This is a genomic window from Gemella parahaemolysans, assembly GCF_053758945.1.
Genome location: NZ_JBSMTP010000004.1, coordinates 39,257 through 58,859 on the forward strand (window position 1 = coordinate 39,257; position 19,603 = coordinate 58,859).

Genomic DNA, 19,603 nt, shown 5'->3' on the forward strand with positions numbered 1-19,603 from the left:
GATTTTTAGAATCAATAATTAAACTATTTAATTCTTCTCTTTTTCAGTTTGACAAACATAAATGATAAAATTATTACTCCTACCATTCCTATAAAGACTAACCAAGTATTTTCTATTCCTACTTTATCAGTCAGTACCCCATTTACAGATAATAATACTGCTACAATGATAGATTCAAAAGTATAAAATATAGAAACTGTAGTAGTCCTATTTTCATCACTTTTTACTAAATATTTATGCATAAATACATTAACCTGTATGCCCATTAAAGTGAAAAATACAATGTACATCATAAATAGTGCAAACTTAGAATATACATTTTGAATAAAAATAAACATTAATAGCATTCCAATATTTACTACTACAAATAAATATAAAATTCTTAGCTTCGATAATTTATCTGATAGTTTCTCGTATATAACACTTCCTAACATTCCACTAACCGATATACCAACCCAAATATACCCAATAATATCAGCGTCTAACTTTTCAAATACAGCTTGCCACTGGTTTGATGGACCAAGATCTAAAATAGAAGGAATAACAAACAGTAATATAAGAAATACACTACTTTTTACATAAAGTGTTTCTTTTAACGAATTTTTCACCGTAACTATTGAACCTTTTAACTTCTCAATAGATATTTTTTGTGTCTGTTCTAATTTTTTCATAAATAAATATGTAAATAAAAACGAAATAATAAAAACTGACATACTCAATATTATCGACAAACTTTTATAATAAACATACACGTACTTGGCACTTACAAATCCTATTACTGCTGAGAAAAATAATGAATATAACGAATTTCTAGAAAGTACCTTTTCTATATTTATTTCTTTATTATTTTTATTGTTTACATTAACCAACCAACTTGTTAAAGTTCCCGATTGAAATGACTCGGCAATAGCTGATATTATTGCAGATATGTATAATAATATTAAACTATTACTAAGTAACAAGACTAGACCTACAACCTTAAAAATCATACTTAATAATATACTGTTTTTTGCCCCTATATTATCGGTGATTGCACCACACGGAAGTTCAGTCATAAAAGACGCTAACCAAAAAATTGATAGATATAATCCGACTTCGGCAAAAGAAAAATCTTTCGATAGCAAGTAAATATATAAAATAGGATTAAAGAAAGATTGTCCGATTGTAAATAAAATACTATACAAATAATAAAACTTTGTATTATTCATCTTTTTCCCCTACAATCTTATACATTTTTCCATAATTATCTCTTTCTAAAAACTTATAATCAACAAGATATCTTCTAATTAGAGAATAATCTGGATAAATATCCTTTATTGCTTCATTTAATTCCTTTTCAGTAAATTCTAATGATTTTTCCTTTAACATCTCTAAAACTAACTGAAGAACAGGGAGCTTATTCTTTTCTTTTTTGGGAATTGTCGTTAATTTTCCATCTTTAAAATATTTTGCTTTTATTTCTTCCATAAAGCCGCTTCCTTTCTATTAATAAATTTTATTTTTTTTATACATTATTATACGAAAAAAAAATAAAGAATACAACAAAAAAATAAACCTCTAACACAGTTTAACCTATGTTAGAGATTTATGCAATCTAAATTAGTATTTAATTTTATTGACCTAAGACAAATACGTCTTCTGACTCTTTTTCTTCTTTTTTCGTTCCTTTGCTTAAAAAAGAAACTTTATTAGCAATTACAGACATTTGATAGTGTTTTACCCCATTTTTATCTGTATAAATATTGTTATTTAGGCTTCCTACTATATTAAGTAAACTACCTTTTTCACAGTATTTAGCTGTATTTTCTGCAGTTTTACCAAAAGTAGTAAACTCAAAAAATTCTGTATCATAATTTCCATCTTTATTTTTAAAATCAGATTGGACCGCTAAAGTTGCTTTAATATAGCTAACTTTCTTATCGCTTTCTTTTAATTCTGGCTTTTTAACTAGTCTTCCTATTAATATTACTTGATTAAGCATTATGTATCCTCCCTTAAAATAATAATTTAGATTGCTATAAAAACATTTGGAAGACTCTAATTTTATATATTTTATGTATCAAATACCTTATTATAATTTTAAAATCTTATTTATGAATTAAAGTTACAAATACTTCCCCATCTTCTAAAAACTCTGCATTAATGTAATTATCCCCATCAAAATGAAGAACTTTTCCCGGTTCTACAATATGAATTTCTTCATCATTTAAAAACACTTGTATTTTTCCTTTAACACAAGTAAACACTACAAAAGCTTCTGGATGGTTGTGTTTCGCTATTAGTTCACCTTGTTTCCCTGCTTTTTTTACTAATTTAAATCTATCGTGTTTTTTTAACAATCCCGCTTCTTCAAAAATTGTTCCAACGCTCATATCAATTCTCCTTATTTTAATTTCATCCTCATAAATAATTCCTTTAAAAACGTTTTCTTATCTTTATTATAAAACTTTTTACTATATAAAACAAATAAAATCCGTTTAAAATTCTAATTAATTAAGAGGGAGCGACTCAAAAATCATGATTTCTGAGAAATCATTTTTTTAAGCCACTCCCTACAAACTTTATCAAATATCAAAAGCTAGTTTAAAGCAAATTAATATATCAATAAATCATTGTATCTATAAATTCTTATATTAACCTTTTTAGAAATCATTATATGTATATGTCCCTGTACCCCTATACTCTAGTGCAAATCGGACCATTTCTTTTCCAAATAGACTAGCCTCAATCGGACTATATTTTTTTGCTTTACCTTTCAGTAAAATTTGGAATATTGGAGAAATTCTCATCAATAACTCCTCAAAAAATCTCTGATTATCGCGTTTAGTAATAAGAAGTGATGGTTGAAATATTCTAAGCGTTCCAAGATTCATCTCTTTTAGCTTATCCTCTAGTTCACCTTTCAATGAACTATAGAAGTTTTTCGACTTACTATTTGCACCTATAGCTGAGACAACATTAAAACTTCTTACTTTCTCTTCACAAAGTTTTGCGAAATTCACGGTATAATCAACATCGATTTTCCTTTGATTTTCTTTTGAACCTGCTATTTTTATTGTTGTTCCAAGAGCTGCAAAGACATCTGCATCATCTAGAATACTTGTATCGAATCTCATATTTTCAAAGTCTATAACTATCTTAGTTAATCTACCATCTTCTGGTAATCGTGATATAGAGTTTCTCCCAAGAATATAAATTTTCTCGTAGAAATTACCATCTAATATTTCTTTTAAAATTTCTTTACCTACAGCACCCGTTGCACCTATTATTGCTACAGTATTCCCCATTTTAATTCCTCCTTAGAATAATAATGAAATTAAAGCCAATATTGGTAAACCACCTTGTTTTATAATTATCTTCTTATCACTAGTTAAACCACCGTAAATTGCAACAAGAATAATATAAATTAATAACATTCCTACAATTTCTTTAGGATTTCTTGATAAAAATGCTCCGTACAGTAATCCAACTCCAATTAATCCATTATATACACCTTGATTTTTAAATAATGTATTCAGATTAGGTCTTTGTAATTCCTCTTTTTCTATATTAAATACTCTACTTGTACTATCAGAATCTGTAGCAAAAGTTTCTAAATACATAATATAGAAAAATAATAATGCTACTAATACTGTTAAAATTGTTGTTATTATACTCATCCTTTATACCTCTTTTATTTTAAATTATCATTAAATTTATTAAGAAGAATTTCCAACTGTTTAAAATCATCATCTGTAAACTCCTCATCAATTAACGTTCTAATATTAGTTTCTTTGACGCACTGATTTATCTTACTCATAGAAAATTGTGTAATTTCAACTAACACTTCCCTATTATTATCTTCATTACGTCTTTTTCTTACATATCCTCCCTCTTCCAATTTTTTCAAATGCCTTGTTATAGCAGCTGCATCTATTTCTAATATTTGTGCCATTTGCTTAGGTGTAGCGACCTCTACTTCATACAAATATTTAATTATTTGGAATCTGGTTAAACTAATTCCCAATTTCCCCTCGAAAATATTTGTAACTTTCCTCTCTAATAATTTTATTTCATGTAGTAATTTTACAAATTCTTTAACGTCCATATTTTCCTCCTTTATCAATTGACTTGTCAATTATCCGATATAAATAATCCTACTATATTATAATTGACTTGTCAATTTTTTATTTTTGTAGGGTTTTTTCTTACAAAAAGTGTAAGGTATTTTCTAAAAGACAAAAACTTTATACAATGCCATTTACAAACGCTTTCCAGTCTTATATAATAATTTTATAAGTTAAATAGTTTAAGTAAATAAGCAATTAACAATTATACTATTGCAGATAAAACTTCTAAATAAAAAGGTTTTTCTACATATCAAACTATTTTAATTTAATATTATATATAATTGAAGTTAAGGAGGAATTTAAAATGTTCTCATTTCTAAAAGCTTCAGCACCTAAACCGAGAATCGACAGTGCTCGTACAGATGCTGAATATAAAAAACTTCGATGGCAAGTATTCTCAGGGGTATTCATTGGATACGCAGCGTACTATCTAATTAGAAAAAACTTCTCACTTGCTATCCCTTATTTAATTGACCAATACGGTTACTCTAAAGCTGATTTAGGGAAAGTTTCACTTGCCCTATCATTAGCATATGGTTTCAGTAAATTCATCATGGGTAACGTATCAGACAGAAGTAATCCTAAGTACTTTATTACTATTGGTTTAGTTGCTTCTGCTGCTGTCAGCTTAATTTTTGGTCTTGTTCCTGCAGTGCTATCTTCATTAACATTAATGATTTTCTTATCAGCACTTAACGGATGGTTCCAAGGTATGGGTTACCCACCTGGTGCTAAAACAATGACTAACTGGTTCTCAGCTTCTGAGCGTGGTGCTTGGTGGAGTTGGTGGAACGTTTCTCACAACCTTGGTGGTGGATTAATCGGACCTCTTGCACTTTTAGGACTTTCTGTTTTTGGTGCTTGGCAATCATTATTCTACTTACCAGCGACTATTGCTATTATCTTAGCAATTATTATGTTCTACCTAATGAAAGATACTCCAGAATCTGAAGGTTTACCACCTGTAGATGAATGGAAAGGTGAAAAAATTGTAGAAAAAGTTGAATCTGCTCATACATTATCAGCAAAAGATATCTTCTTTAAATACATTATTAACAATAAATTCCTATGGGCTATCGCAGTTGCTAACGTATTCGTATACTTCGTACGTTACGGAATTATCGACTGGGCTCCAACATACTTAAAAGAAGTAAAACACTTCTCTGTTGACAAACAAAGCTGGGCTTACTTCTTATATGAATATGCTGGTATCTTTGGTATGTTAGCTAGTGGTTACTTAAGTGACAAAGTGTTCAAAGGACACCGTGCTCCTCCAATGTTATTATTCTTAACAGGAGTACTTGTTGCAGTATTCATTTACTGGAAAAACCCTCCAGGTAATCCACTTATCGATAACATCTGTCTAGTAGCTATCGGATTCTTAATCTACGGACCTGTTATGATGATTGGTCTTCAAGCAGCGGACTTAGTTCCTCGTGTTGCTACAGGTACAGCTACTGGTCTTACTGGTCTATTCGGTTACCTACTTGGATCAGCAAGTGCTGGTTATGTAATGGGTAAACTTGTTGACGTGTTCGGATGGAACGGAGGTTTCTACGCATTAATTATTTCTTGTGTATTAGCATTCGTATTCATCGCATTAACATTATTCAAGAAAACATCTAAACAATTAGAAAACTAATATAAAAAACATCTCTATCAACTAAGATTATTAATCCTCCTTAAATGATAGAGATGTTTTTATTAAGATTAGTATCAAAAGAAATAAAAATACAGGACCAGTATACTTCTATGTCCTGTATAAATTACATTCTCTATAAGATTAAGTTAGATTTTAAATATTCTACTAGCTCACTTCTTTTTTTCGTATTAGTTTTTTCCATTAGACGTTTTTTATACGTATCCACAGTTTTAACACTTAGAAATAATTTTTCTCCAATATCTGTGAGTGTATAACCTTCTACAATATATCTACCTACTTCTTTTTCTCTTTCGCTAAGTTCGATTTCTTTATCCTCTTTGAATAATTCATAGAAAATCGTAGTATATTTATCATTTAGATATATTTCATCTTTTAACATAACTTTATCAATAGCTTGAAGTATTTCTTCATGAGCTGTACTCTTTGTTACATAACCAGAAGCCCCTAATTTAAATGCTTTTTTTATATAAGATTTATCTTCATGCATACTTAAAATAATTACTTTTGTATTTATTTTCTTTTCTTTTATAACTTCTAATATATCATATCCACTTCCATCTGGTAATGATATATCACATATAAACAAATCATAAATATTATTATTAATCTTTTCTAAAAATTCTTTTTTGCTTGAACAATCATCAATACCACTAAATTCCATGTTATCTTCTAGAAGAACTTTTATACCAATTTTTATCAATTTGTGATCATCAATCAATAATATTTTCATCATTTTTCTCCTCTATTATCATTTCTGTTTTAAATTTACACATAAGTATAGTTGCATACTTGTTATTTTTTAATAATTTAAATTCACCAGAAAAATCAAAAATTCTTTCCTGTATCCCATATATTCCTAAACGTCCTTGTTTTTTTGCTAATTCCACACGTTCTTTAGTCAATCCTATTCCATTATCTGCAATAGTTAAAATTATATAATCTGTATTTTCATATAATTTAATTTGTACTTCTGTAGCACCAGAATGTCGTTTTATATTTGATAGTGATTCTTGTACAATACGATATAACGTAATATCAAAGTTATTATTTTTACCACCTTCATAGTTAGAATAGAAATTGACATCTATCCCATATAAATTTTTATAATCCTCAACATATTTCGTAATTACTTCACTTAAACTTAATTCCGCACTAGGTGGTCTTAAATTAACAGCAATATTTCTAATATTACTTAAGCTATTTTCTATTTCAGACTGAATCAATATCAACCTGTCTTTTTTCTTTTTATCACTTTCTTTTTCTACTAAGTTACTTATAAGAAATAATAAACTAGCTAGAGATTGGCTTACTTCATCATGAAGTTCCCTTGAGAGCATTTTTTTCTCTTCTTCTTGAATTCTAAATATTTTATTCAATAGATAATTATTTAATTTCTTGTTCTTTTTATTATTTTCAACCATTTCATTTATAGAACTAACAAGAACATGAAAATCCCTACTATAATTGTCTTTTTCAATTTTAGTCCTATAGTCACCCTCACGTATAATTTCATCTGTTACTAAAGTTAAATCTTGAACGGGTTTTTCAATTAGTTTAGAAACATAATACGCAATAACTAATAACATAACAAATACTATCATATTTAGAATTAATATTCTTAAAAATTGACTATATGTTTTCATATAAATATCTTTTGTATAAAAACCAATTCTTATATAACCAATATTAACATCATCTATAGATGAAATATATTCTAATAACTCACCTTTTGAACTTCTATATTTTTTAAAATTATTTAACTGTTCATCACTGAATGTTACAATTTTTTGAGGGACTTCTTTTAATGTTTTACCTAGAATATTTTTCTCATTATCATAAACTATAATATAAGCTACTTCACTATTTAATGAAGCACTATGTATCTTCTGATGTATCTCATACGTGTTTTCTGTTTTTATATTTTCTGAAATATTACCTGAAAGTTGATAGTAAGTCTGCGTAATTCTATCTTTTAGAGCACTTTCCAATATATTTTTATTATTAACATAAGTATACGCTAAAATTACACTTAAGTATATCGTATAAATTACAATGAAAAATATAATAATCTTATTTTTTATCTTTAACTTCGCCATATGCTAATCCTCACTTATTAAATTTGGATAATCACTAGCCTTTGTTTCTTCATATTTTTCAATTTGTAGCTGTGACAATGTATTTTTTATATTAGCATCTTGATTTATTGATATTAATATTTGTTTAAGTTTATCTTTTTCTTCATAATTTTTATGTGTTACTACTGGCCCTGTTGCAACCTCAGGAAATGTCTTTATAATTTTAATATTAAAAGCTGTATCAGGGAAATTGTTATACAAATACTGTAATGCCCAATCGTCAACTATTGCTGCTTTCACTGTTCCATTAGCCACTTGATTTATTGATTCCTCGTGACTATGTGTAAAATAACTATTACTAAAAAACTTATTCACCGACATTCCATTTTTTTTAAAATAATCATTCATCGCCAAATACCCAGAATAACTGTATGTATCTACAAATGCAAAACTCTGATTTTTTAAATCTTCTATATTATTTATATTTGAATCTTTTTTAGTAATAACTATAGGATGATAATATGTTTTCCCCCTATTAGGCCTAGCTAACAATTCTAATGAATCCTTATCTTCATACAATGAATATGCTCCTGTCGATAAAAATGCAACATCTATCTTATTATTTTTAAGTAATACGTTAATATCTCTATAGCTTTTTTTCTGTATTAATTTCACTTTTTTATTCAACTTCTCACCAATATAATTAGCCAACTCTTTTTCTAAAATATAACTCTTATTATCCCCAGTTACTGAAATTAAACCAATTCTTAAAGTTTCATCATCCTTTGTACTATTATCAACAGTTTCAGTAACTTCTGAGAAATCTATATACTCTTCTTGTTTGTTTTTAAAGACAAAAGGTAATATTATTAATAGCACTATAGAAAGGATTACTACAAGAAAACTTGTAACTATTTTCTTCATTTTATTATCCAACCTTCTAAATATCTTTTTCCAATAAAATATAATTACTATATTAATATTTTAAAAATTATTTAACAAATAGAATTAATACTATTTATCTTTTATTAATAGTATAACACTTTATTAACAATGAAAAAAGAAAAAATTACTAACTTTCAATTAGTAGCTATCTTCTTAAAAATTCAACAACTATAGTATACTTATGTTATTGTTAAAATACCAGAATTAAATATTGCATTTTTAATTCTAAATACTGTCTTATATTGTTATTTCTATTAATACTAAATAAAAAAGGAGTGATTAAATCTCACTCCTTCTTTTAGTTTAGATACTTGCTAGCCTCTCTTATACTAAGATTAGTCATATTAGCTTTATTTTCTTTAATAAATTCTCTAACCCACTCTGGATTAAATTTAGAATAATCTCGAAGTGCCCAACCAATAGCTTTATTAATGAAAAATTCACTATTACCTAGGTTGTTTACTAAAATATTATCTAAAATTTGTTCATCTACTTTATCTTTAAGTGACAATTGGTATAAAATAGCTACTCGTCTTAACCAAATATTACTATCCTTACTCCACTCAAGCATTATTTGATCATAACCTTCAATACGAATAACTAAGCTTCCCACAACCTTAGCAAGTAAATCAACAGTATCCCACCAAGATTTTGTAACTATTAGATATTTTAATCTTGAAATATCTTCACGTTTTAAAAATCTTTGTATTGCTTTCAGATAATAGACAACCGCATATTGAAATTCTCTTTCTTCTTTATTCCAACAACGCTCAACAAAATCCCAATCAATGGTTTTAGTCTTTCTAGCATCTGGAAAATATTTTTTATAAATTTCCGTTCTAGTTCCACCACGTATACCTAAAAATCTAAATTTATCTTGCATATACTTTTCCATTGATTCAGCTAAAAGTTCATTACTATTTTTTTCGAAGTCAGTTATTAAATCTGATAATTTCATAATTTATAATAAAAATTCTTATCTGTTATTTTCTAAACTTGCTTTAATGAATCCAGCAAATAATGGGTGTGCTTTTTCCGGACGTGATTTAAATTCTGGGTGGAATTGACCAGCTACAAACCATGGGTGTTCAGGAATTTCCACGATTTCAACTAACTTACCATCTGGACTAACTCCTGATAATACCATTCCTTTTTGAGTTAAACGATCACGATAGAAGTTATTGAATTCATATCTGTGACGGTGACGCTCAGTAATATTGATTTCTCCATATTCTTTGTGAGCTACAGATCCTTCTGTTAATGTACATGGGTAACTTCCTAAACGTAAAGTTCCTCCCATTTCTACAACATTTTCTTGATCCGCTAATAAGTTAATAATTGGGTATGGCGTATTTGGATCTAATTCTGATGAGTGTGCTCCAGTTAAACCACATACGTTACGTGCAAACTCAACAGCAGCAAGTTGCATACCTAAACAAATACCGAAGAATGGTACTTTATTTTCACGTGCGTATTTAATAGTAGTAATTTTACCTTCAACTCCACGATCACCAAATCCACCTGGTACAAGGATTCCATCTGCATCTTTAAGATACTCATGAACATTTTCTTCTGTAATATCTTCAGATTGAATCCAATCGATTTTCACTTTTGCATTATGTTTGTATCCAGCATGTTTTAGAGATTCTACAACTGAGATATATGCATCATGAAGTTCTACATATTTACCTACTAATGCGATTCTTACATTCTCTTTTAAGTTATCCACTCTATCCACTAATGATAACCATTCAGTCATATCCGCTTCTGGTGCAGTTAAACCAAAATGATTTAACACGATATCATCAATTTTTTGAGCTTTTAGATTTACTGGTAATTGATATAAGTTACTTACATCACGACTTTCAATAACATTTTGTTTTGGAATGTCACAGAATAATGAAATCTTAGCACGTAGCTCATCGTTTAGAGCAAGTTCATTTCTTACTACAATAATATCTGGTTGAATACCTAAACCACGTAATTCTTTAACAGATTGTTGTGTTGGCTTAGTTTTCATTTCTCCTGCAGCTTTAATGTACGGTAATAATGTGCAGTGAATAAAGCATACATTTTCACGGCCTAAATCACTACGGATTTGACGGATTGCTTCTAAGAATGGTAAAGATTCAATATCTCCTGTTGTTCCACCGATTTCTGTAATAACTACATCAGCGTCACTTGATTCTCCTGCTAGTAATACTCGTGATTTAATTTCATTTGTTACGTGAGGAATTACTTGAACTGTTCCTCCTAAATAATCTCCACGACGTTCTTTTTCGATAATTGAAGAATAAACACGTCCTGCAGTTACGTTAGAATACTGTCCTAAGTTAACATCGATAAATCTTTCATAGTGACCTAAGTCTAAGTCAGTCTCCGCCCCATCTTCTGTAACGAAAACTTCTCCGTGTTGATATGGACTCATTGTTCCAGGGTCAACATTTAAATATGGATCAAATTTTTGTAATGTTACTTTTAATCCTCTATTTTTTAATACACGACCTACTGATGCCGCTACAATACCTTTTCCTAATGATGATACTACTCCACCTGTTACAAAAATATACTTTGTCATTGTGTTCTCCTTCTATTAAAAATAATAAACCCCCTACGAAAACTTCGCAGGGGGTGGTTTCTTAAATCACTCTTTAAGAGTGCCCGTATATTATTCTAGCATAACGCTAAATTTTTAGCAACTAAAATAATTCGATATATTAAATTTTTCTTTTAGTATTTATTAAAAGAATTTGAATGAACTGAATGGATAGTATCTTAAGGTTACTTTCCCTATCATTGCTTCTTTCTTAACAAATCCAAATACACGGCTATCTGTACTGTGTTGTCTGTTATCTCCTAATACAAAGTATGTCCCTTCTGGCACAGTTTTAGATTTTGTACTACTTAAAAATTCAATATTGAAGTCTGGTGTAAATGGTGCAGTTCCAGAAGCATTAGCTTCTTTTATTTTTTGAGCTAAGTACGGTTCGTCAACTTTTTGTCCATTCACATATAATACATCATTTCTGTATTCAATAGTATCTCCAGGAACTCCGATTATACGTTTAATATAATCATCAGTTTCATTTGCATGGAAGACAACCTCGTCTCCACGCTCATAATTTTTACTGAATTTATTAACAAAAACCTTGTCGTTGTCAGCAAATGTATAATCCATCGAATGTCCTTTTACTGTAAAAGGTGCAATAAGGTATGTGCTTATAAGAAGGTAAATAGCAATAGAAACTACTACAACTACTACCCATTCAATAATTTCTCTTAAAATTTTCACTAGTATATCCCTCTTTAATTTTTAATATATGATAAATTATTCTATCATATATTAATATAAAAATCAAAAATAATTCCCTTATATTAATAATATCAAAATATAGAATATTATTTTGTAAGCACTATTATTGTATTTTTTTATCTATATGCTATAATTATCTATACGGGAGTCTGTGAACAGTCTGAGAGGAAATATTAATATTTCGACCGAACCTGATCTGGATAATGCCAGCGTAGGTACACTTAGCTTAAAGACAAACTTAGACCCCCCTTATATTGTAAGGAGGTTTTTTATTTTGATAAATTGCAGTATTGCATTACAAATTCTTCCGCTTGATAATCATGATGGAAGATTAAAAATCATAGATAAAGTTATCTATTTTCTACAAAATAAGCATTCAAATGTAACCGTTACTCCATTCGAAACTGTATTTGAAGGTGAATTCAATGAGCTTATGGATACTCTTAAAGAATGTCTTATCCTAGCGGGTGAGGATAGTAAAAATATTTTTGCAAATGTGAAAATTAATTATGGAGAAGTTTTAACTATAAATGAAAAAATTGACAAATTTAATCAATAAATATGCAGCAACTATTTCAATGTTGTTCCTAGTGATTATTTGGCAAGGAGCTGGTAATCTCGGACTACTTCCAAAATACATCATACCTACACCTGTTGAAATAGTAAAAGCATGTATAAAAAATTACGAACTATTAATATTTCACAGCAAAATCACCCTACTCGAGGCTGTAATAGGTCTATTCCTAGGGATAGTCATAGCATGGCTTCTTGCTTTAATTATGGATAGTATTCCTATATTTAACAAGGCTATCTATCCCCTTCTTGTATTAACTCAAACTATACCAACTATTGCAATTGCACCTATTCTTGTTTTATGGTTAGGATATGGACTTACACCAAAAATTGTATTAATTGTTATAACAACAACTTTCCCAATAGTTGTAAGTATACTAGATGGATTTAGAAACTGTGATAAAGATATGATTACTTTATTACAACTAATGAATGCCAGTAAATTACAAATACTTTGGCACGTAAAAATTCCAACTAGTCTTAGCTACTTTTATGCCGGACTTAGAGTGAGTGTATCTTATGCCTTTATAGCAGCAGTGGTTGCTGAATGGTTAGGTGGATTTGAAGGACTTGGAGTTTATATGATTAAAGCGAAAAAATTATTTGAATACGATACTATGTTCGCAATCATAATACTAGTATCTGTTATCAGTTTATTAAGTATCGAACTTGTTAAACTAAGTGAGAAAAAATTTATTAAATGGAAATACATAGGAGAAAATCATGAAAAAGATATTAACTAGCATTTTTGCTTTTATCTTAGCAATTTCATTAACTGCATGTAGTACAGTTAATAAAAATGCAGAAAAAAAAGAACTTAAAAAAGTGGATTTCGTACTTGACTGGGCGATTAACACAAACCACACTGGTTTATATGTAGCTAAAGAAAAAGGATACTTCGCTGAAGAAGGTATTGACCTTGACATTAAGCCAGCACCTGAAGACAGTACTTCTGACTTAATTATTAATAATAAAGCACCTTTTGGTATTTACTACCAAGACTCAATGGCTAACAAACTTTCTAAAGGTGCAGGAATCACTGCCGTAGCTGCAATTATCGAACACAACACTTCTGGTATCATTTCACTTAAGAAAAACAATATCAAAGAACCAAAAGACCTTGAAGGTAAAAAGTATGGAACTTGGAATGATCCAGTAGAATTAGCAATGGTTAAATCATTAATCCAAAAGCAAGGTGGAGATGCTAACAAATTAAATCTAGCTCCGAATACAGATACAAACTCTGTTACTCCACTAGAAAATGGTCTTTTCGATGCTGCTTGGATTTACTATGCATGGGATGGTAAATTAGCTGAAAGCATGAAATTAGATATTAACTACTTCTATCTGAAAGATTTCAATAAAGATTTAGACTACTATTCTCCAGTAATTATTGCTAATAACGATTACTTAAAAGAAAATAAAGAAGAGGCTAAAAAAGTTCTTAGAGCTATTAAGAAAGGATATGTCTACGCTATAGAACATCCTGAAGAAGCTGCAGAGATTTTAATCAAAAATGCTCCAGAATTAAAAGATAAAAAAGATTTCATCCTTGAATCTCAAAAATATCTATCTAAACAATATGCATCAAACAAAGATCACTGGGGTGAATTCGATGCTAACAGATGGAATACATTCTACCGTTGGGTTAACGAAAACAAAATTACAAAACAACCTCTTGCAGAAAACACTGGATTCAGCAATGACTATATAAAATAATGAATATACTATCAATAAAAAACTTATCTTTCAATTATCCAAACAATAAAATACTAAAAGATATAAACATTCATGTCGATAAAGGTGAAGTCGTATCTATACTTGGTGGTAGTGGTGTTGGTAAAACCACACTTTTCAATATTATCGCAGGTATAAATCCTCTTCAAAGTGGAGAAATCTCTATAAAAGGTAACACAGACTATAAAGGTCGTGTAAGTTACATGCTTCAAAAAGACTTATTATTGGAACATAAGACTATTATTCAAAACATTATACTTCCTCTTTTAATAAGAAAAATTAATAAAAAAGAAGCAGAAGAAGAAGCAATTAGAAACCTGAAATTATTTAACCTTTACGAATATAAAGATAAATATCCTAGTGAATTAAGTGGAGGAATGCGTCAAAGAGTAGCACTTTTACGTACATATATGTTCAAAGAAGAACTATTCTTACTAGACGAACCATTTAGCGCACTTGATGCTATAACTAAAATATCACTACATTCTTGGTACCTTGAAATCAAGAATAAACTTGATATAACTACTCTACTAATCACCCACGATATAGACGAGGCTATTGACCTAAGTGACAGAATTTATATCATTAAAAATAAACCTGGTGAAATTGTGTCTGAAATAAAAATAAATCTTGATGAACAAAATCAAGATGAACAAAAACTTAAATATAAAAAAGAGATACTAAATATACTTGGATTATAATAATACACCCTAGCGTGAACTTTCACACTAGGGTGTATTTAATTATTTATAAATACTATATTTTTTATTGATTAAATAGATTAACACCGCAGGTATTACTGCAAAAAACATTAATTTGTATCCAAATACTTCCAACGCAAGAAATATAGGTGCAATGTATGTCTTAGTTGCCGCTGAAAATACTAAACAATATCCTAAGGCTGCTGTTACTAAAATAGGTAGGCCCAACCAAGTTCCTAAAATCACACCACAAGTCGCTCCAATCGCAAATAACGGCGTAACCTCTCCTCCGCTAAAGCCAATCCCCGTACAAACTGCTGTTAATACGATTTTTAGCATAAAATCATAAACTTGAATCTGTTCAAAGTTTGTAAAAGATATCCCAATTAAATTCGTACCTAACGAGGCATATCTGTACTCGAAAACGAAACTAGTTAATATAAAAGCTGCTAAAAGTATCCATGTTATATTCTTATTAATAGCTACTAATTCTTTTATTTTTCTTTGAAGGAGAACAAATAAGATTCCTACAAAAACAAAAATAACTCCAACTAAAACTAATTTAGAAATAAACTCTAAATTTATATTAATTTCACTTACATCTATTGCCACGAAGAATTTTTCCAAACCTAATTTATGTGACAAAAATGCACTTATATACGCTGCTACAATATATGTTACATACTCATAAATTTTATTTATTGTAAAGTTAAATTTGCCACTAACAACCTCTAAAATGAATACTACAGCAGCTAATGGAGTTTGGAATAATCCAGCAAAACCACAAATCATTCCTAATTTTACGAAAAATTGTTTTTTCTCTGTACTGAAATCATTTGAAGCCATATTACCACCAATTGCTCCACCTAATTGCACAGCTACTCCTTCACGTCCTACACTCACACCGAAGCTATGTGCCAATAAAGTATTTAAAGTCAAAATAAACGGAAATTTCCATGTAACTTTCTCTTTTTTATTAGTTGCCGCTTCAATAAAATACTTCATACCTATCGCACCGGTATGTAAATATTTATTACTAAACTTAGTAAAGATTAATATCAATGGCGTTAAAATTAATAAATACTTGTAATAATTACTAGTTAACTCTATTAGCTTTAATAACGTTTGACCAAATAACGAACAACAAATCGATATTAATAATACAGTGCTCACTACTCTTATGTAATAATTTTTCAACATATTATCTACACTTCTCTCCTTTAAATATAAATCTGAGAGAGAAATTCAACTAAATTCCCTTCTCAGATTCTTTACTATTGATTCTTCTTAAAACTTAGATTTGATTTTTTCGGTTGATCATAACTGAATCCTTCTCCTATAATATCATGAACTTCGGTTATTGTCACAAAAGCCCGAGGATCAATTTTATAAACTAAAGATTTCAATTTTCCTATTTCATTTCTTGAAACTACACAATAACCTATATTCAAATCTTTCTTAGAATAGCTTCCTTGTCCTTTTATATAAGTTAACCCACGACTCATATCTTCTTGGATTTTTTTAGTGATAAGTTCTATTTCAGATGAAACTATCATTACACCTTTTCCAGGAACTCCACCTTCAACAACATAATCTATTACTTTAGTACATATAAAAATATAAATTAAAGTATATAGAATCGCTGGAAAACTCTTAACTACCACAAATGTTAATACAATGATAATACCATCAATAATTTGAATGATTCTTCCGATTGAACTACCTGTATAAAGTTGAACAATTTTTGCTACTATATCTACTCCCCCTGTTGTTCCTCCTGCTAGAAAGACTATCCCTAGACCTAGACCAGCTAATAATCCTCCAAATACAGCAGCCAGCAACCTATCTCCACCAAGATCTATTACTATATGATACTTTTCAAATATTCCTATCCAAAATGTTAACATAATAATACCATAAACTGTATATAGCATCATTTTCCTATCTAGCATTTTATATCCAATAATTAACAAAGGAATATTTACTAGTATAGTACCAATAGATACCGATAATCCAACTGCATATAAGAGTAATAATGCTATCCCTGTTCCTCCACCTTCTGCTAATTTATTCGGTACATTAAAATGCATAATAGCAAAAGAATAAATAGCGCATCCCAAAGATATTATAAATAATTCTTTTAAAATTTTTTTGAAATTTATATTTTTAACATTTTTTCTCATAGTGCACCCCCAAAATCAATCTCATCCTAATTATAACAGGTTTAACAATGTTAGACAACTACAGTAAATAATATTTTTACTCCTTTATTTTTATAAATTTCATCTTTTCTTAGACATTATTACAAATTTGTACTATAATTATAATATAAATATTGGAGGTTGACTTTTAAAATGAATAAAAACTTCATACCTAATTATCTTACCCTTTGTAATATTTTTTGTGGTTTTATGTCTATTTTAACAACATCACATAAATATTTTATCTGGGGTACTGTCTTTATTATTTTAGCCATGCTTGCAGATAGATACGATGGTATTGTCGCAAGAAAACTTGGAGTTGTTTCTGAAATAGGTCACGACTTAGATTCACTATGTGATGTGGTAAGCTTCGGAGTTGCTCCTGCCATGCTCGTTTTTGAAATATTTGTTACTAATGATAAACCATCAACTTTATTAATGGTTATTGTAGCTATTCTTTGTGGTATATACGTATGTTGTGGGGCTTATCGATTAGCTAGATTTAATGTTACAAAAATGAAAAATGGATATTATCAAGGAGTTCCTATTACTACATGTGGAACAGTACTTGCAATAATTGCACCAATTAAATTACCAAGTATTGCAATACTAATACTATTAATAATAAGTTCATACTTAATGATAAGTAATATAAAAATAAAAAAAATATAAAAAATGTTATAATTGTAATGTGTACCAAAGATTCTGGACATGTATATATTTAGTTTAAATAAGTGGATGTTTCCCTATATTATACAGGAGGCATCCATTTTGTTTTTGATTGAATTCTCTTATTCTTGTAGTAATATATATTATATCGTGAATAAATTTTATATATATTTATTCTACTTAGAAGTTAACATCACGAATATTATAATTAACCTTTTATAATTGATATTTTATCCCAAAATAAGTAACCCTAAAAAATAGTTATTACTTTAATTTTACTTTTATTTATTATATAATCTTATAGGACTATATTAAATTTTATATAAGGAGCATCTTAATGATATTTACAGAAATTAGCGGCGACGAACTACAAATAGTACAAGAAAAAAATAATAATCGTTACTTTTTACAACAAGCTGCTGTATATAGTAAAATGCTAAATTTCAATAAACTAAAGACAAAAATTCTTGCAGTAAAGGAAAATAACACAGTTCTAGCATATGCAACATTTATTTACTTCCCTTACAAAAAATTCTTCTATAAAGTTACTGCTCAACACGGTCCTATAATGGATTATTCCAACACAGAATTAGTAACATTTTATATGACTGAATTAAAAAAATATTTTGCTAAAGATTTTCGTGTTCTATGTGTGAGGGTCAATCCATTCTTAAATGAACAAATTTATAAAGATATCGAATATATTGAAACTACTAAGGAAGCTATTAAAACAGATAAAATATTAACTTCACTAGGATACAAACCGCTTAATGATGACTTATTCACAAACCCTACTCTAGCTTCTCGTTGTATATACTCAAGAGAATTAGAAGAAACTCTTACTGAAGATACAATATTGAAAACTGTTTCGACTATGGCTAAACGATCTATTAACAAAGCAATAAAAGAAGGAATAATTGTAAAAGAAATCGACATTTTTAATGATAAAGATGCCGAAATATTTGATTCAATAAACAAAAGTACAGAAGATAGAATTAACTTTCAGATCAGAACTAGTGAATACTTTAGAAATCTGAAAACTGCATTAGGTGATAAGCTTCACCTTATGGTTTCTTATTTAGATTGTAATTTACTTATTTCTAAATTAAATGAAGAAATTAAAGAATACAACATAGAAAAAAATAAACTAACAGAAAAACTTGATACCGGAAAAGTAAATCCAGAAAAAACTATGAATAAAATAACTAGAATAACTGAATCAATTGATCTCAATAATGAAAAAATAGCTAAGATATCTTCTTTAAAAAAAGAAAATGGAAATATTGTTTATCTTTCATGTGCAAGTTTTATAGAGACAAAACAAGATTTCATCTACTTTACCGGGGGAATGAAAAAAGAATTTTCTAGATTTAACGGTTCATACTTAGTAATGTATACAATGATTAAATATGCGATTAGAAATCAGTTCAAAATTTTTAATTTCTTTGGAACATCTAAAAATTTCACATCTGAAAACGCTACTGATTATAGCGTTCTTCAATTCAAACGTCATTTCAATGGAAATGTAGAGTACTTTATGGATAATTATGAAATCAGAAATGCTATTGGAAAAGTTTGGAAAATATAATATTAAAAAGGAATTGAGCCCAAAACTCA

At 28.7% G+C, this 19,603-nt stretch carries 22 protein-coding genes; 7 read left to right on the forward strand and 15 right to left on the reverse strand.

What is annotated here, in order from left to right; translation table 11 throughout:
- Positions 1-23: 23 nt before the first annotated feature.
- From ACWOBP_RS03950 to ACWOBP_RS03980, 7 genes are all read right to left on the reverse strand, one after another.
- Positions 24-1,208: an MFS transporter gene (locus ACWOBP_RS03950; RefSeq protein WP_455337550.1), complete on the reverse strand. Its 1,185-nt coding sequence runs from the start codon at positions 1,206-1,208 to the stop codon at positions 24-26.
- A complete protein-coding gene (locus ACWOBP_RS03955) occupies positions 1,201-1,467 on the reverse strand; it encodes a DUF2087 domain-containing protein (protein ID WP_455337551.1) in 267 nt (88 codons plus the stop codon). The genes ACWOBP_RS03950 and ACWOBP_RS03955 overlap by 8 nt, the downstream gene beginning before the upstream one ends.
- Before the next feature lie 145 nt (positions 1,468-1,612).
- On the reverse strand, positions 1,613-1,981 hold the full coding sequence (locus ACWOBP_RS03960) for a single-stranded DNA-binding protein (protein WP_455337552.1): 369 nt from the start codon (positions 1,979-1,981) through the stop codon (positions 1,613-1,615).
- A 106-nt stretch (positions 1,982-2,087) separates the two neighbouring features.
- On the reverse strand, positions 2,088-2,372 hold the full coding sequence (locus ACWOBP_RS03965) for a DUF1637 domain-containing protein (protein WP_455337553.1): 285 nt from the start codon (positions 2,370-2,372) through the stop codon (positions 2,088-2,090).
- 270 nt (positions 2,373-2,642) lie between these two features.
- Positions 2,643-3,287: an NAD(P)H-binding protein gene (locus ACWOBP_RS03970; protein ID WP_455337554.1), complete on the reverse strand. Its 645-nt coding sequence runs from the start codon at positions 3,285-3,287 to the stop codon at positions 2,643-2,645.
- Positions 3,288-3,299: 12 nt separating this feature from the next.
- Entirely contained in the window at positions 3,300-3,659 is a 360-nt protein-coding gene (locus ACWOBP_RS03975) for a DUF1304 domain-containing protein (RefSeq protein WP_455337555.1), read from the reverse strand.
- A 14-nt stretch (positions 3,660-3,673) separates the two neighbouring features.
- On the reverse strand, positions 3,674-4,087 hold the full coding sequence (locus ACWOBP_RS03980) for a MarR family winged helix-turn-helix transcriptional regulator (protein ID WP_455337556.1): 414 nt from the start codon (positions 4,085-4,087) through the stop codon (positions 3,674-3,676).
- Positions 4,088-4,413: 326 nt separating this feature from the next.
- Here ACWOBP_RS03980 and pgtP point away from each other — a divergent pair, with 326 nt between their 5' ends.
- Positions 4,414-5,751, forward strand: coding sequence for a phosphoglycerate transporter protein PgtP (gene pgtP, locus ACWOBP_RS03985; RefSeq protein ID WP_455337557.1), 1,338 nt, complete (start codon positions 4,414-4,416; stop codon positions 5,749-5,751).
- Between the two features lie 133 nt (positions 5,752-5,884).
- Here pgtP and ACWOBP_RS03990 read toward each other — a convergent pair whose 3' ends face one another.
- The 6 genes from ACWOBP_RS03990 to lepB form a co-directional block, all read right to left on the reverse strand.
- A complete protein-coding gene (locus ACWOBP_RS03990) occupies positions 5,885-6,502 on the reverse strand; it encodes a response regulator (RefSeq protein ID WP_455337558.1) in 618 nt (205 codons plus the stop codon).
- Positions 6,483-7,868 carry a sensor histidine kinase gene (locus tag ACWOBP_RS03995; protein ID WP_455337559.1) on the reverse strand — a complete coding sequence of 462 codons (1,386 nt, stop codon included), beginning with the start codon at positions 7,866-7,868 and terminating at the stop codon, positions 6,483-6,485. Before ACWOBP_RS03995 ends, ACWOBP_RS03990 begins: the two co-directional genes overlap by 20 nt.
- Positions 7,869-7,871: 3 nt before the next feature.
- The gene (phnD, locus tag ACWOBP_RS04000; protein WP_455337560.1) at positions 7,872-8,771 is read right to left on the reverse strand and encodes a phosphate/phosphite/phosphonate ABC transporter substrate-binding protein; all 900 of its coding nucleotides are present in this window, start codon (positions 8,769-8,771) and stop codon (positions 7,872-7,874) included.
- 319 nt (positions 8,772-9,090) lie between these two features.
- Positions 9,091-9,750 (reverse strand): DNA alkylation repair protein, encoded by a 660-nt coding sequence (locus tag ACWOBP_RS04005; RefSeq protein ID WP_455337561.1) that lies wholly within the window; start codon positions 9,748-9,750, stop codon positions 9,091-9,093.
- An 18-nt stretch (positions 9,751-9,768) separates the two neighbouring features.
- Positions 9,769-11,370, reverse strand: coding sequence for a CTP synthase (locus tag ACWOBP_RS04010; protein ID WP_455337562.1), 1,602 nt, complete (start codon positions 11,368-11,370; stop codon positions 9,769-9,771).
- Between the two features lie 162 nt (positions 11,371-11,532).
- On the reverse strand, positions 11,533-12,084 hold the full coding sequence (gene lepB / locus ACWOBP_RS04015; protein WP_455337563.1) for a signal peptidase I: 552 nt from the start codon (positions 12,082-12,084) through the stop codon (positions 11,533-11,535).
- A gap of 295 nt (positions 12,085-12,379) precedes the next feature.
- Between lepB and ACWOBP_RS04020 the strand changes: the two genes are divergently transcribed.
- From ACWOBP_RS04020 to ACWOBP_RS04035, 4 genes are read left to right on the forward strand one after another with little or no spacing between them, the layout of a single operon-like run.
- Positions 12,380-12,664: a thiamine-binding protein gene (locus ACWOBP_RS04020; protein WP_455337564.1), complete on the forward strand. Its 285-nt coding sequence runs from the start codon at positions 12,380-12,382 to the stop codon at positions 12,662-12,664.
- The gene (locus tag ACWOBP_RS04025) at positions 12,636-13,421 is read left to right on the forward strand and encodes an ABC transporter permease (protein WP_455337565.1); all 786 of its coding nucleotides are present in this window, start codon (positions 12,636-12,638) and stop codon (positions 13,419-13,421) included. Before ACWOBP_RS04020 ends, ACWOBP_RS04025 begins: the two co-directional genes overlap by 29 nt.
- Positions 13,402-14,397: an ABC transporter substrate-binding protein gene (locus ACWOBP_RS04030; protein ID WP_455337566.1), complete on the forward strand. Its 996-nt coding sequence runs from the start codon at positions 13,402-13,404 to the stop codon at positions 14,395-14,397. Before ACWOBP_RS04025 ends, ACWOBP_RS04030 begins: the two co-directional genes overlap by 20 nt.
- A complete protein-coding gene (locus tag ACWOBP_RS04035) occupies positions 14,397-15,116 on the forward strand; it encodes an ABC transporter ATP-binding protein (protein ID WP_455337567.1) in 720 nt (239 codons plus the stop codon). Before ACWOBP_RS04030 ends, ACWOBP_RS04035 begins: the two co-directional genes overlap by 1 nt.
- Before the next feature lie 42 nt (positions 15,117-15,158).
- Here the strand turns inward: ACWOBP_RS04035 and ACWOBP_RS04040 are convergent, their stop codons facing one another.
- Complete coding sequence (locus tag ACWOBP_RS04040; RefSeq protein ID WP_455337568.1) at positions 15,159-16,316, reverse strand: chloride channel protein; 1,158 nt, start codon at positions 16,314-16,316, stop codon at positions 15,159-15,161.
- Between the two features lie 74 nt (positions 16,317-16,390).
- Positions 16,391-17,299: a YitT family protein gene (locus ACWOBP_RS04045; protein ID WP_455337569.1), complete on the reverse strand. Its 909-nt coding sequence runs from the start codon at positions 17,297-17,299 to the stop codon at positions 16,391-16,393.
- Between the two features lie 171 nt (positions 17,300-17,470).
- Between ACWOBP_RS04045 and pssA the strand changes: the two genes are divergently transcribed.
- Together pssA and ACWOBP_RS04055 are read left to right on the forward strand one after the other, a co-directional pair.
- Complete coding sequence (gene pssA, locus ACWOBP_RS04050) at positions 17,471-17,989, forward strand: CDP-diacylglycerol--serine O-phosphatidyltransferase (protein ID WP_455337570.1); 519 nt, start codon at positions 17,471-17,473, stop codon at positions 17,987-17,989.
- A 334-nt stretch (positions 17,990-18,323) separates the two neighbouring features.
- A complete protein-coding gene (locus tag ACWOBP_RS04055; protein ID WP_455337571.1) occupies positions 18,324-19,574 on the forward strand; it encodes a peptidoglycan bridge formation glycyltransferase FemA/FemB family protein in 1,251 nt (416 codons plus the stop codon).
- The last annotated feature ends 29 nt before the right edge of the window (positions 19,575-19,603 follow it).